The sequence below is a fragment of the Algoriphagus marinus genome, assembly GCF_001936475.1.
Classification (GTDB): domain Bacteria; phylum Bacteroidota; class Bacteroidia; order Cytophagales; family Cyclobacteriaceae; genus Algoriphagus; species Algoriphagus marinus.
Map to the genome: position 1 here is coordinate 16289 of NZ_MSPQ01000006.1, position 14496 is coordinate 30784.

Below are 14496 nucleotides of genomic sequence, written 5' to 3' on the forward strand. Positions count from 1 at the left end.
ACAATCATAGAATATTTTACAATCGGTTGGTTTAGCTTTTTCATTTGACCTATTTTTAAGAAACACTTTTCCGATCAATTATGAAATCAAGCATGACCAAAAAGTCACACACCGGAATGTCCCGAAAGCTTTCGGGATAACCAAGCGAGATTCCATGTGACCATTAATAATCAAATTATAAACAGATGAAAAAACTCTTTACCACCTCCCTCCTTCTTGGAATTGCCTTTTCGGCATTTTCCCAAGGAACCCAGCTTCTCCGACAACCCACGCTCAGCCAATCAGAAATTGTCTTTGTCTATGCCAATGACCTCTGGAAAGCTCCAATAGCGGGTGGAAATGCGATTCGAATGACCAGTAATGACGGTGAAGAAAGTCTTCCGCACTTTTCTCCAGATGGAAATTGGATAGCATTTACAGGTGAATACGATGGTAATACCGATGTCTATTTGATCCCTTCTATAGGTGGCGAGCCAAAGCGATTAACTTGGCATCCCGGAGCTGATCTAGTGACCGGCTGGAGTCCTGATGGATCTAAAGTGATTTTTTCCTCTGGAAGAGAAGGTCATGCGACCCAAGAGTCCAAGTTTTTTGAAGTGAGTGTGAATGGCGGCATGCCAAGCCCTATTATAGTCCCGCGAGCAGTAAACGGAGAGATTTCTTCAGATGGCAAGCATATGGCCTATCAGCAAATTTCTTTTTGGGATCCAGAATGGCGAAATCACCGCGGTGGACAAGCGAAGCCCATTTGGATACTCGACCTTAAAGATTACTCACTTCAGATGACTCCTCAGACAGATAATGAGCGCCATACTGATCCAGTTTGGTTTGGCAACAAAGTCTTTTACATCTCTGAGCGAGATAATTTGGCTAATCTTTGGTCGTATGATCCTGGTACCAAACAAGAAAAGCAGGAGACCTTTTTGAAAGATTTCGATATCAAAAGCATCGATGCTGGCCCCGAAGCGATCATAATTGAGCAAGGAGGATTTCTCCACCTTTATAATCCGAGCACTGGAAATTTGACTCAGGTCAACATCACTGTAAATGGTGATTTTCACTGGGCTCGTGAGCGTTGGACAGATGTATCTGCCAACCAGCTCCAAAATCCACAGCTCTCACCTACTGGACAACGAGCAATCTTTGAGTATAGAGGAGAGATCCTGACTTTCCCTAAAGAAAATGGTGCAGGAAGAAACCTGACGAATACCTCCAGGTCAGCTGAGCGTTCTCCTGTTTGGTCGCCAGATGGGAAAAACGTCGCGTATTTCTCTGATGCTTCAGGGGAATATCAATTGATCATAGCAGATCAAGCAGGTATGGTTTCGAAGAAAATCGCTATTCCTGATCCAAGCTTTTTCTTTAAGCCTGAGTGGTCTAGTGATAATGTACACATCGCCTATACAGATACCGATTACAATATCTGGGTCACCAATGTGGCTTCAGGAACAAGCAAAATCGCAGATACGGATCGATTTGCCCATCCTAATCGAAGCATGAATCCAGTTTGGTCTCCTGATGGGAAATGGATCGCCTATTCCCGATTGATGGATAATCAGTTAAAATCAATTTTTGTCTATGAAGTGGCTACAGGAAAGAAAATCCAAGTGACTGACACCATGGCTGATGCAATTTCTCCTATCTGGGATGCTTCTGGCAAATACCTCTATTTCTTGGCAAGCACTGATTTCGGATTGAATACAGGATGGCTGGATATGAGTAGCTACGATCATCCTGTGACTCGTGCGCTTTACTTTACAGTGTTAAATGCTGCTGATTCTTCCCCACTCCTTCCTCAAAGTGACGAAGAAAAAGAAAAGACAGAAGAAAAAAAGAAAGAAGAGAAAGCAACTGTGACGGTAACGATCACCGAAGCAGGTATTCAGCAGCGGATAGTGGCCATCGATATCCCGACCCGAAACTATTCTGCGTTAGCTCCTGCTCCAGAGAATCAGATCTTTTACATGGAAGTGATTCAAAATGAAGGGACGACGATGAAAAAATATGATTTGACTAAGCGGAAGTCTGAAGATTTCCTGCCTAAGGTGAATCAAGTGGTGATTTCAAATGATCGAAAATCCCTGCTATACCAGTCTGGAAATACTTGGGGAATCATTGAAACTTCCGGAAATGGAAAAAAAGTAGGAGACGGAGCTTTGAAAAGTATTGCATCTATGAAAGTTAAAGTTGATCCGATGGCAGAATGGCAGCAGATCTACCGGGAAGGCTGGCGCTATCAGCGGGATTTTCTCTACGTAGAGAATGTTCACGGTGCACCTTGGAATGAAATCTTCGAATGGTACAAGCCATGGGTAGCTTCAGTTCGTCATCGAACAGATATGAATTACATCATTGACATTATTGGTGGTGAAGTCGCAGTTGGACATAGCTACACTCGAGGTGGTGACTTTCCAGATATTGATAGAGTTCCTATCGGGTTGCTAGGAGCAGATTTTGAATTGGATAATGGAAATTTCAAAATCAAAAAAATCTATACAGGCGAAGATTGGAATCCTGGTTTGGATGCTCCTTTAGCTCAAGTTGGTGCTCAAGCCAAAGTTGGAGAATACCTTGTTGGGGTGAATGGAAAAGCTATTGAAAAAGGAATTAACCTCTACACCTATTTTGAAGGATCTGCCAATGTTCCAACTAAAATTCATCTGAATTCAAAACCGGGATTGGAAGGCTCTCGCAGCATTTTGGTGCTTCCGGTTAGCAATGAAAATCAGTTACGAAACATCGCTTGGATAGAAGGGAACCGTCGAAAAGTAGATCAACTTTCCGATGGAAAACTAGCCTATGTTTATCTTCCAAATACGGGTCAACCTGGCTATACTTCCTTCAATCGCTATTATTTTGCGCAGCAGGATAAGAAAGGTGCTGTCATCGATGAGCGAAACAATGGAGGTGGATCAGCAGCCGACTATATGGTAGATATTATGAATCGAAAATTAACCGGCTACTTCAACTCACGGGCTAATGACCATAAACCTTTCACCCAACCGATGTCTGGCATCTGGGGACCAAAAGTCATGCTGATCAATGAGCGTGCGGGCTCAGGTGGAGACCTTCTACCCTACCTTTTTAACAAAATGGAAATCGGTCCATTGATCGGCACAAAAACTTGGGGAGGACTTGTTGGTACTTGGGATACGCCACCATTCGTAGATGGAGGTAGAATGGTAGCTCCTAGAGGTGGATTCTATGATACCGATGGAGAATGGGCTGTAGAGGGGGTTGGTATTTCTCCTGATATCCCTGTAGAGCAATTGCCTAAAGAGGTCATCGCCGGTAAAGATCCACAATTGGAACGAGCAGTTCAGGTTGCATTGGAATTGCTGAAAACCGAAGGAATAGAATTGAAACCTGAGCCAAAAGCTCCGATTCGATATTTCAGACCGAAAGGAAATTGATTTAGCGTTTATAATTTAGAGGTATATACGCAATTACGCCAGTATGGAAATTTCATTTGGCTTTTTGGCCGTTAAATCAAGTTACTTGTAAGAAAGTAGATAATCATAATAATTTATATCCCAATTGGTCCAAGTCTCTCGACTTGGACCTTTTTTTAGACACATCCCTTGTGCAGGTAGCAGAAGGGAACTTAATAAGAAAGAATTTCTATTTTTTGAAAAAGAGGAACTTGAATTTGACTAATCAGGAATCTCCTCAAAAGGAGGTTCTTCAAAAGGGTTCGGTCTGAATGGATCCTCAAGTCGATCGATGATCACCTTCCCTTTTTCATTGAAATGAAATAGGTGAACCTCTCCATCTTTTGCCACCTCAACAAAATAATGTGGTGCGCCATTTATTTCCCTCACCTCTGTCACTTCATATAAAAATCCTTCACGGAATTGGTCCTGAATGTATTGAGATGCTGCGGGCGGTAAATTTTGAGTTTCGGGTTTCATAATTAGAGATTTTAAATTATTCAATGGTACCTTTTATCAAAGAGGAAAGTACTTCATCAATTTGAATGTATCCATGATCCCCGTCATCAATACGGATAACATCCATCACCTTCCGAAAAACGTCAACTCAAAGAGCGAAAATAAATCTTCCAAATACTTCCCGATACTAGACTTTGGAAAGAGACTCAAACACTCAACAGAGAATGTTTACCAACTAAAATAGAGACTTAATCAATAAACGGAGAGTGTTTATTACTCAAAATAAAGGCTTCAATACTCAATCGAGAGTCTTTACAACTCAAAATAGAGACTTAATCACTCAACAGAGAGTGTTTACAACTCAAAATAGAGACTTAATCACTAAATCGAGAGTGTTTATTACTCAAAATAAAGGCTTCAATACTCAATCGAGAGTCTTTACCGCTCAAAATAGAGACTTAATCACTCAACAGAGAGTGTTTATTACTCAAATGAGAGGCTTATTCACTATACTATAAATTTTTGAATGCCTTAATAAAGCCTCTGAAAATATTGAAGCCTTCCATTTGTTAAAAAATTATTGAAATCAGTTTGGTTGATTTTATAGATCTCAGAGATTTTTGAGCATAGATTTCAAGATGTTTTATTAGTTATTAACTACCTCTAAAGATTAAAACTTTATTATTTTTTTTTAAACCCCAGACTTTGGCGATTTTTAAGGACACTAAAATCAAAATCGTATGTTAGATCAATTGTTAAAACTAGCCGATGGTCCCCTTCAGGAGATGCTTTCCGGAATGAATCAAAATCAGCCAAACCAATCTGCAATCGCTATGAAGGAAAGTGTTTTTTCCTCCCTTCAAACCCAAATCAGTTCTGGAAATCTAGATGCTGTCAAAGAAATGTTTTCAGGTACGGAGACCTCTCCAGATGCTCCGGTGATTCAGAATCTTCAAGGTGGAGTAGCTGATGATCTCATGGGCAAACTCGGTATTTCAAGAGAGCAAGCAATGGGTATTGCTGCTGCTGCGCTACCGATGATTATGAACTTTTTCAACAAGCGAGTGAATGATGCTCCGCAGGCGAATGGAGATATTATGTCTTCAATCGTCGATTCTTTACAAGGAAAATCGGGTAAAATTGATACCAGCGATTTGATGGGATCATTGCTTGGAGGCGGAAAAAGTGGCGGAATGGACTTAGGAGGCCTTATGGACTTAGGGAAAGGGCTCTTCAATTAAAATGTCGGACTGCTTAGGGTATTGAAAAAAAGATAATAAGACCCTATTTTAGGAATATCAATAAAGTCAATCACATTTTATATAGAAGATTATGAATTACTCAAAAATCACATTTCTTATACTTTTCCTTTTTATAGGAGGCTACACAGTTCAAGCGCAATCACTGAAAGTTCCTAAAATGGATATGTCCTCCCAGCTTCTCGGAATATTAGATAAAGGTGCAGATGGGCTGTCACTTAGCAGCGATCAAAAAGGAAAGCTAACCACTGATAATAAAAGCTTCGTGGACAAATTGATGAAAATCCAAAATGGATCAGGTTCGGACGATGAGAAAAAGGAAGGGTTTTTAAATCTGAAAAACTCCAGAACAAAATTTCTTACAGATCTATTGGGCAGTGGTTTATTTCAGAAATATTCCGGAAATATCTTAAAATCTATTAATCCACTAAAGTCAAAACTTGGATTGGCAGCGCTGGCTTTTTAGCCTTTGAAAATTATAAATATGGAGGCCGTGGACTTTTTGTTCATGGCTTTTTTTTATTTTTCGCCATGCTTAAGCAATACCTTTTCCTTCTTGCCTGTGGCTTCATGGCCATTTCTTGTAACCAGCCTTCCAAAGAAGTTGAGTTTTGGATGACCGATCCAAGTCAAGACATCAAGTTTCAACTTCAGGATTCACTTGTTTTTCAGATGGGAAAATCCTCTGAAAGTCAACCGCTTTTTATACAACTCAATCCTGAAAACAGCTATCAGGAAATGGATGGCTTCGGTTTTACCCTTTCCCAAGGCAGTGCCCTTCACCTTTTGGGAATGAGCGAATCAGCTAGAAAAGCTTTGTTGGAAGAACTCTTTGGGACTGATGCAAATCAAATTGGGATCTCTTATTTACGACTGGCAGTAGCTGCTTCAGATTTGAATGAGTATCCTTTTTCATATGATGATTTGGAAGATTCATTGGCAACAGATCTGGAACTTGAAAAATTTGATCTGGGTCCAGATCGAAACGATGTTATTCCGATTCTCAAAGAAATTCTAGCCATCAATCCTGATATCAAATTAATGGCTTCGCCTTGGTCTCCACCTGCATGGATGAAGGATAATAGGGATACTCGTGGTGGATCACTTTTAGAGGAATATGAACCAGTATATGCCCAGTATTTAGTGAAATACATCCAGCAAATGAAAGCGGAGGGAATCATAATCGATGCACTGACGATTCAGAATGAGCCACTTCATCCCGGAAATAACCCTTCTTTATTAATGCTTTCAGAGCAGCAAGCTAGATTTATTGGATTGCATCTTGGCCCAGCTTTTCGCGATGCGGGAATAGACACCAAGATTCTCATTTATGATCACAATGCCGATCGACCGGACTATCCCATTACGGTACTTCAAGATTCCTTGGCAAATCCATTTATAGCTGGTTCGGCTTTTCACCTCTATGGAGGACAAATCGATGCACTTTCAGATGTACATCAGGCTTTCCCAGATAAGCATATCTATTTCACCGAACAGTGGATTGGCGCACCTGGAAATCTAGCGGGTGATTTGCCTTGGCACATCAAAAATCTGATTATTGGAGCGACCAGAAATTGGGCAAAGACGGTTTTAGAATGGAATCTCACCTCCAATCCTACCCTAACGCCATTTACTGATCGTGGTGGATGTGATCGCTGTCTGGGTGCAGTGACGATTGAGGGTGATTCGGTAATCCGAAATCCTGCTTACTATGTAATTGCGCACGCCAGTAAATTTGTAGTCCCGGGTTCTATGAGAATTGACAGCAATGAAATTGAGGGACTTGCAAATGTGGCTTTCCAGCGTCCAGATGGGAAATTGGTTTTAATCGTCTTGAATGAAGGAAATGAGCCAAAACTATTTTCAGCTGGACCAAGCGAGAAATCTTTCCAAGCCAGTTTGAATCCCGGTGCCGTTGGGACTTTTATTTGGAAGTAAAGTCAAATAAAATCAGTTGGAATAATTATAACCTCATGGGGAGATCGAAGCGATCTTTAAAAAATAGAGAATCAGATCGATTCATCGATTCTCTTTTTTAAGACGAGAGGGATCTCTAGGGGATAACATTTTAGGATTTAATTCTGATAGATATTCAACTCCCTAGACTACAATTATTAAATTGAATTTTCTCTTTTTCAATTTTTAATACCTCAAGAAATGAAAAACACCTTCATATTGATCGCTTCATTAATATTCTTAGCTTCCTGCAATCAACAACCCATAGAAAAATATTTAATCTCATTGGAGGAATTGGAGTGGGTTGATCTAACTCATTCATTTGATAGCAGCACCTTATATTGGCCCAATAATCCAACTGATTTTGAGCATGATACGGATGCTTATGGAACCACCGATCTTGGCTATTTCTACTCCTCTTATTCTCTTTCTACACCAGAGCATGGAGGTACACATTTGGATGCACCCATTCATTTTTCTGAAGGAAAGCTAACTTCTGATCAGATTCCCCTGAGTAGTTTAATAGGCAAAGCAATTGTAATAGATGTGTCTGAAAAAGCGTTGAAGGACAGAGATTATTTGATTTCAGAGGAAGATGTAAAACAATGGGAAAGCACCCATGGTCAAATAGATCCAAATCAAATTGTGCTCTTTAAAACTGGTTATGGAAAATTTTACCCTGATCGGGAAAGTTATTTTGGGACCGCAAAAAAAGGAGACGAAGCGATTCCTGAATTGCATTTTCCTGGAATTTCAGCGGCTTGCGCAACATGGCTTGTCTCAGAACGAAAAATCAAAGCAATAGGTCTAGACACACCTAGTTTGGATTATGGCCAATCCAAAGCCTTTGAAGCCCATCAAGTATTTATGGGAGCAAATATTCCTGGTTTTGAAAATGTGGCAAACCTTGAAAACCTGCCTGCAAAAGACTTTTACATCATGGCGCTTCCAATGAAAATCAAAGACGGAAGTGGTGGTCCATTGCGTATCATTGCAGGCCTTCCTTCAAAGTAATTCCCCTTATTTCAAGAGCCGCATCAATTCCCGGGCAGTTAACTCACCTTTCTTTCGAATCAACTCCCGAGGGGTATTATCGCCTACTTCAAAAGTCATGGACTCGGCTCCATGAACAAAGAAAAAGTAGCTATTGGAAGTTACACTTCGCTCGTTCGTTTCGGTTGGTCGGATATTTGGATCATAGCCGGGAATCCGTTTCGATGATCGCTTGATCAGTTTAGGAATCAGTCCTGGGAAATTTCCTTCCAAATCTTCATTGATCGTGTAAAAAATATCTTCCCAAGTCGCATGAAAGTCTGCAGCAAAAACAAACTTACCACCTGAATCAGCTACTTTCTTTTCCATAAATGCTGATAAAGCTTTGGTCTCCGGTTGATTGAAATTAACCCAATCTCTATTCAAGTCTATTCCTCCCACATTATGTCTCCAATGTCCGTTGGACACCCCATCTGGATTCATCTGAGGCATAACGTAAAGATTAAACTTGCTTCTAAACTTTCTAGCTTCCGGTGAATCTTCACAAATAGTTTCGACAAAGGCTTTCATCGCCAAATAACCTGGCACTTCAGGGGGATGCTGCATAGAGATCGCCATCAGCATTTTTTGGTCATCAGCAGTTCCAATCTTCAAAACCTCTAAAGTTCTTCCATTGGTACTTTGACCTATTTCGATTTTTTCTACAAAATCCAACTTCAACAGTTCTGCTTTCCAATCAGTCACATGTTGAGTCCCCACCAAATCCTGAGCTGCAACCCAAAGGGTATCCGGAGAACTTGAAACCTTTAAAAAAGCTTCAGTCGGTCTTCCTTCTGCTACAGTAGGCAATACAAAATCAGCAGAATCTGCATTAGAATAAGCATAGCCATCCTGACTGATCTTTGGGTAATAGCGGTGAAAACCCTTATCTGAATAGGTAAACTTCACCCAGAAGGTTTGTGGACTAGCAGACCAGATTTTAAAGGCATACCAAGGACTGGGATTGATGGGTTCATTCTCCGGTAAAATGGTAATGGAAATCAAGCTGTCATTGATTCGCTTGGCATCATGGAGCCGAGCACCTTCAAATTGATTAGAAAAGTAAACTCTATTTTCTAAATCAAAGGTTTTTTTCTCTTGAAGATCAATGGGTTTACTTTCTGTAGGGACGATCTGAATGGGACCTTGACCTTCCCATTTGGCGGTGGACTTACAGGAAAAAATTAAAACCAAAAGAAAGAGACTGAGAATTGGGTGGAGAATTTTCATATAGGAAAGTTAAAATAAAAAGCCCTCCAAATCGCTTCGGAGGGCTTGTAAATCATGTTTTATAAATCTTAAATTCAAGAGTTTGTTTCGCTTCACTCGCAAAGACGCTATACCTTCGGAACTTGCCATCCATTATGGTAATGGGCTTTCATCAAGTCATTGGCAGCAGAAGAAGTGAACTGATTTTTGGCTGCATTCCAATATACTTTCTCTCCGGTTTTGTAAGCAATATTTCCCATTTGTGCATTAATCGCAGCAACCGAACCAGTTTGAATCGCGCAGTTTAATAGTTTAGGGTCATTTGCTTTTACTGCCTCAGAGAAATTAACAGCATGGAGATCCAATGCATTTCCATTTGGTTTGACATGTGCTACTTCCTCCACTTTATTGGTTCGCACTCCATCTTTGGTTTCGGTTTCCGGAATCACTTTCCAACCACCACGATTCACGACCAGTGTCGCATTATTTCCGATAAAGGCAATTCCTTCTGTCGTACCATAATTTCCTCCATCGATGCCGGTGGCATGTTCCCAAAGCATATTGAAGCCCTCGTATTCATATACAGTTTGAAGGGTATCCGGAGTCTCGGAAGCATCGTCTGGGTAGGCAAACTTCCCTCCGGAAGCCATCACAGACTTTGGCGCAGATACACCCATTGCAAATAAAGCGATATCAATCTCATGCACTCCCCAGTCCGTCATTAATCCTCCTGCATAATCCCAGAACCAGCGAAAATTAAAATGAAAGCGATTCGGATTAAATTCTCTCGAAGGTGCAGGACCCAGCCACATTTTGTAATCAACGCCAGCTGGTGGAGCTTGATTCGGAAGCACAGGCACTGGTTTCATCCAACCCTGATAAGCCCAACATTTAACGAGTCGAATCTGCCCAAGCTTTCCGGACTTTACGTAATCAATTGCTTCTGCATATTGGGAACCTGAACGCTGCCACTGTCCTACCTGCACGATTTTCCCATAGCGCTCTTGGGCTTTTACCATGATCTGGCATTCTTCAATAGTATTGGCAATTGGTTTTTCCACATAGACATTTTTCCCGGCAGAGACCGCATCCACCATATTAAGGCAATGCCAATGATCCGGTGTTCCGATAATGACTACATCGATATTCGGATCCTCGAGCATCTTTCGGTAATCGGTGTACTGCTTAGGGCGGGTTCCTCGCAGCTTGAAGACATCTTCGGTGCGTCTATCGAGCACAGACTGATCCACATCAGCCAAAGCCACACAATTCACATGCGGCATCTTAAGATGTGCGTTCATATTGGACCAACCCATTCCATTACAGCCGATGACTCCATAATTGAGTTGGTCTGAGGGAGATACTTTACGGGTAAAAGCTCCGAAATCAGCAGCCGTCAGAATTTGAGGCATGCTTAAACCCGCTCCAAGGAGCATGGTATTTTGTATAAATTTTCTTCTTGAGGACATTTTGGGGAAGTTTAAATGGTTGAAGGGTTCAAAAGTTTTAGAGTTGTCGTCATTGCGAGGAATTTGAGGATTTATACCCTTTAGGAAAGTTTACAAGTCCGAAGCAATCTGTTTTATATAAAACTCACAAGTACAATCGTAAATCAAAGCGGTCTCACCCAGATATTCCGAAAGCGAACTGGGTTGCCATGATCCTGAAGTTTGATTGGTAGTTCTTCTGCGTGAGCTTTATAGTTTGGAATTCCGATGTATTCCGTAGGACCTTTTATAATCACATTATTCTGTACCAACACTCCATTAATCAAAACCGTAACCGTAGCCGGAGAAGTCAGCATCCCATTTTTGTCAAATCGAGGAGCTTTGAAAATTATATCGTAGTAATTCCATTCTCCCGGAGGACGGAGGGGATTTACCAATGGCGGATGTTGCTTGTAAATACTTCCGGCTTGACCATTGGTGTAGGTTTTACTTTCATAGCTATCAAGCACTTGAACTTCATACAAACCCATCAGGAAAAAACCTGAATTACCACGACCTTGGCCTTCACCGACAATCTCCGTAGGAGCAGACCATTCTACATGATATTGGGCATCCCCAAATGCTAATTTACTTTGGATATCTCCTTTTCCTTTTTGGACGATTACCGCACCATCTTCGATTTTCCACTCAGCCGGCGAGCTACCATCTTTTGCACTGACGAAAGCATTTAAACTTGATCCATCAAAAAGGACGATCGCATCCGAGGGAGGAAGGTTATTCTGAGTGCCTGGAGTGATCTTTGGAGGAACTGGGGTGTAAAATTCCGTAGCCTCAGGCCTCATGGGTGGTGGTGTTTTCTCTTGGGCAAAAGTTGCAGTACACATCAAACTTAGTCCTGCTAAAAGCAATAGTCTTTTCGTATTCATACTAGTTTATTTAGGGTTGAGATGTTAATGTTTTAAATTAGCTCAAATTGCCCTGAATCAAAAAACCATTTATGGATTTTTGATTTCAGACGCCAATCTTTTTCTTAATTTTCAACAAAATACAACTTATGCAAAAATCACTACTCCTACTATTCACCTGTTTTTTGTTGAGTTCTACTGCTTTTCCGCAGTCAGATTATTTTTTCCCCGGAGAAAAATTTGATTCGACAATTCCATCTCCTGAAGAATTCCTAGGCTACCCGATTGGAGATTGGCATACCCGGTACGATTTGATTGTCAAGTATTTTGAAAAGCTGGATCAACTCAGTCCAAATGCTCAAATCAGCACCATAGGCTATACCCATGAACAGAGGCCAAAAGTGATTTTGACGATTGCCTCTAGTACTAATCTCTCCAATCTGGAGGACATTCGAATCAAGCAGGTTCAATTGGCAGATCCCACACAACCCAAACCCGATGTCAGCCAGATGCCATCCATCATCCATCTCGGATATGGAGTCCATGGAAATGAACCATCCTCCGCAGAAGCGGCCATGCTATCTGCTTATTGGCTTTTAGCTTCGCAAAGTGAGCTAGCCCAAAATCTTAGAGCGAATGCTGTGGTTCACATCGATCCCACAGTAAATCCTGACGGAAGAGATCGTCACAGTCTTTGGGCCAATAGCAATAAAGGCTTACCACCTGTAGCTGATCCACTCGATCGTGAGCACAATGAAGCTTGGCCTGGGGGACGCACCAATCATTACTGGTTTGATTTGAATCGGGATTGGTTGCCTTTGGCACATCCAGAATCTCAATCAAAAATTGAGTGGTATCATCAGTGGTATCCCAATGTGACTACAGATTTTCATGAAATGGGAACCAATAGCACTTATTTCTTTGAACCAACCAAGCCATTTGGAAGTGAGAACCCGGTTGTCCCAAGAAAAAATTACGATGATATTAATGTTCGATTTGCCAAATACTTCGCAGAATATCTAGACGAAATAGGAAGCCTTTATTGGTCCAAAGAAGTATTTGACAATAGCTATCCGGGCTACGGTTCCACTTACCCTGATATCAATGGCGGTTTGGGATTAGTATTTGAGCAGGCAAGTAGTAGAGGACATTTACAATCCAGCCAGCGAGGAGATATCAGTTTTGCTTTTACCATCAGAAACCACGTCCGCAGCTCTCTTGCAACCATGGAAGCTGCACAGGACAATAGGGTTTTCATGCATGACTATTTGAGAGAATTTTTCGAATCAGCCGTTTCAGAAGGATCAAAAGATCCTGCAAAAAACTACCTTTTCGGAGATGAGTATGATCAAAGCAGAACCAAACTATTTGTAAAATTCCTCATGGATCATCAGATCAAGGTCTATGAAAATACGAGTGATTTAAACCTTGGAGGCTATTCCTTTAAAAAAGAAAAATCTTACCTCGTCCCAACTGCCCAACCTCAATATCGCATGGTCCGAACTATGTTTGAAGAGGTTAAAGAATTTGCAGATTCAGTTTTCTATGATGCCTCGGCCTGGACCATGGCTCATGCCTATGGGATGCCTTTTGCAAAAGCTCCAAGTGTGAAAACCGGTGGTCAAATATCGGTCTCGGCAGTTGAAGTCAATGATTTCCCTACTGAAAAAGCCTATGCCTATTTGATCGATTGGTCAGATTATTACGCACCAAAGTTCCTTTATGAATTGCAGAAAGCTGGAATTCATGTGGAGCAAGTGAATCGTCCTTTCAGCTCGGAGACACAAGTTGGAGCAAAAGATTTCCCTGCGGGCACACTGATGATTCCTATGGGTTTTCAGAGTATGGATAGTGAAAAAGTTGTTGAATTAATTCAAAAACATGCGAAGGCAAGTAATCAGCAAGTGTTTGCAGTAAAAACAGGCATGAATCTAAAGGGAATTGATTTAGGTTCGAATCTAGTGGGTGCAGTTACCAAACCAAAAGCAATCATGGTTGTCGGCCCGGGAGTTTCATCCTATGAAGCTGGTGAAATCTGGTATTTACTGGACAGTCAGTTAGGAATGCCAATCACTAAAGTGAACTCCGATCAAATGGCTCGGGTCAATCTCTTTGATTACAATACGCTGATCCTACCCTCTGGGAATTACGGTGATTTTTCAGACCGTACTGTCGCGCACTTGAAAGATTGGGCCAACCGTGGCGGAACCATCATCTCCATGAAAAATGCCAGTCTCTGGTTGAATCGAATTGAGCTGACGAAAGAAAGCGCCGTTACCATGGAAGCAGAAGTGAAGGATCCAAGCAAATTACCTTTTGAGGATCGAAGTGCATTTGAAGGAGCGAAGGAAGTGGGCGGAAGTATCTATCTGGCGAAGCTTGATTTGACACATCCGATCGCCTATGGCTATCAACGCGAAACACTTCCTGTCTATAGAAATACCAGCATCTTTATCAAACCAAGTGCGGACAAGTATTTGACTCCAATAACTTATACTGAGAATCCACATCTTGGTGGCTATATTTCGAAATCTAACTTGGAAAAGTTAAAGCAAAGTGCCAGCGTGATCATCTCTAAAACAGGCCAAGGCCGTGTGATTCATTTCTTTGACAGCCCGAATTTCAGAGGAACTTGGTTTGGAACCAACAAGCTGTTTTTGAATGCTTTGTTCTTTGGTAATCAAATGGACTAGAAAAGGTTAAGAGTTCAACATTGAAAAGTTTAAAGACTTGAAACTAAATACAAAAGAAAATCCGATAAGTCGCTTATCGGATTTTCTTTTGTATTAGCGAATAG

Annotated in this window: 10 protein-coding genes; 6 read left to right on the forward strand and 4 right to left on the reverse strand. The window is 41.3% G+C overall.

Annotated elements, in window-relative coordinates; genetic code table 11:
* The first annotated feature begins 185 nt into the window (after positions 1–185).
* Positions 186–3413, forward strand: coding sequence for a S41 family peptidase (locus tag BVC88_RS10585; RefSeq protein ID WP_075350667.1), 3228 nt, complete (start codon positions 186–188; stop codon positions 3411–3413).
* Positions 3414–3653: 240 nt separating this feature from the next.
* Here BVC88_RS10585 and BVC88_RS10590 read toward each other — a convergent pair whose 3' ends face one another.
* Positions 3654–3911, reverse strand: a complete 258-nt coding sequence (locus BVC88_RS10590; RefSeq protein ID WP_075350668.1) for a hypothetical protein — start codon at positions 3909–3911, stop codon at positions 3654–3656.
* Positions 3912–4630: 719 nt separating this feature from the next.
* On the opposite strand from BVC88_RS10590, the gene BVC88_RS10595 reads away from it, so the two are divergent.
* The 4 genes from BVC88_RS10595 (at position 4631) to BVC88_RS10610 (ending at position 8119) form a co-directional block, all read left to right on the forward strand.
* Positions 4631–5131 (forward strand): DUF937 domain-containing protein, encoded by a 501-nt coding sequence (locus BVC88_RS10595; protein ID WP_075350669.1) that lies wholly within the window; start codon positions 4631–4633, stop codon positions 5129–5131.
* Between the two features lie 91 nt (positions 5132–5222).
* Positions 5223–5615, forward strand: coding sequence for a hypothetical protein (locus BVC88_RS10600; RefSeq protein ID WP_075350670.1), 393 nt, complete (start codon positions 5223–5225; stop codon positions 5613–5615).
* A gap of 65 nt (positions 5616–5680) precedes the next feature.
* Entirely contained in the window at positions 5681–7087 is a 1407-nt protein-coding gene (locus tag BVC88_RS10605; protein WP_075350671.1) for a glycoside hydrolase family 30 protein, read from the forward strand.
* A 219-nt stretch (positions 7088–7306) separates the two neighbouring features.
* A complete protein-coding gene (locus BVC88_RS10610) occupies positions 7307–8119 on the forward strand; it encodes a cyclase family protein (protein ID WP_075350672.1) in 813 nt (270 codons plus the stop codon).
* 6 nt (positions 8120–8125) lie between these two features.
* Here BVC88_RS10610 and BVC88_RS10615 read toward each other — a convergent pair whose 3' ends face one another.
* The 3 genes from BVC88_RS10615 to BVC88_RS10625 form a co-directional block, all read right to left on the reverse strand.
* Positions 8126–9367, reverse strand: coding sequence for a M14 family metallopeptidase (locus BVC88_RS10615; protein WP_075350673.1), 1242 nt, complete (start codon positions 9365–9367; stop codon positions 8126–8128).
* A 107-nt stretch (positions 9368–9474) separates the two neighbouring features.
* Positions 9475–10815: a Gfo/Idh/MocA family protein gene (locus tag BVC88_RS10620; RefSeq protein ID WP_075350674.1), complete on the reverse strand. Its 1341-nt coding sequence runs from the start codon at positions 10813–10815 to the stop codon at positions 9475–9477.
* A 143-nt stretch (positions 10816–10958) separates the two neighbouring features.
* Positions 10959–11720, reverse strand: a complete 762-nt coding sequence (locus BVC88_RS10625) for a 3-keto-disaccharide hydrolase (RefSeq protein WP_075350675.1) — start codon at positions 11718–11720, stop codon at positions 10959–10961.
* 128 nt (positions 11721–11848) lie between these two features.
* On the opposite strand from BVC88_RS10625, the gene BVC88_RS10630 reads away from it, so the two are divergent.
* Positions 11849–14392, forward strand: a complete 2544-nt coding sequence (locus tag BVC88_RS10630) for a M14 metallopeptidase family protein (RefSeq protein ID WP_075350676.1) — start codon at positions 11849–11851, stop codon at positions 14390–14392.
* Positions 14393–14496 lie beyond the last annotated feature (104 nt).

Excerpts from the sequence above, each read along its gene's own strand:
- BVC88_RS10585 (WP_075350667.1), top strand. The coding sequence starts at position 186 with ATGAAAAAACTCTTTACCACCTCCCTCCTTCTTGGAATTGCCTTTTCG.
- BVC88_RS10590 (WP_075350668.1), bottom strand. The coding sequence starts at position 3,911 with ATGAAACCCGAAACTCAAAATTTACCGCCCGCAGCATCTCAATACATT.
- BVC88_RS10595 (WP_075350669.1), top strand. The coding sequence starts at position 4,631 with ATGTTAGATCAATTGTTAAAACTAGCCGATGGTCCCCTTCAGGAGATG.
- BVC88_RS10600 (WP_075350670.1), top strand. The coding sequence starts at position 5,223 with ATGAATTACTCAAAAATCACATTTCTTATACTTTTCCTTTTTATAGGA.
- BVC88_RS10605 (WP_075350671.1), top strand. The coding sequence starts at position 5,681 with ATGCTTAAGCAATACCTTTTCCTTCTTGCCTGTGGCTTCATGGCCATT.
- BVC88_RS10610 (WP_075350672.1), top strand. The coding sequence starts at position 7,307 with ATGAAAAACACCTTCATATTGATCGCTTCATTAATATTCTTAGCTTCC.
- BVC88_RS10615 (WP_075350673.1), bottom strand. The coding sequence starts at position 9,367 with ATGAAAATTCTCCACCCAATTCTCAGTCTCTTTCTTTTGGTTTTAATT.
- BVC88_RS10620 (WP_075350674.1), bottom strand. The coding sequence starts at position 10,815 with ATGTCCTCAAGAAGAAAATTTATACAAAATACCATGCTCCTTGGAGCG.
- BVC88_RS10625 (WP_075350675.1), bottom strand. The coding sequence starts at position 11,720 with ATGAATACGAAAAGACTATTGCTTTTAGCAGGACTAAGTTTGATGTGT.
- BVC88_RS10630 (WP_075350676.1), top strand. The coding sequence starts at position 11,849 with ATGCAAAAATCACTACTCCTACTATTCACCTGTTTTTTGTTGAGTTCT.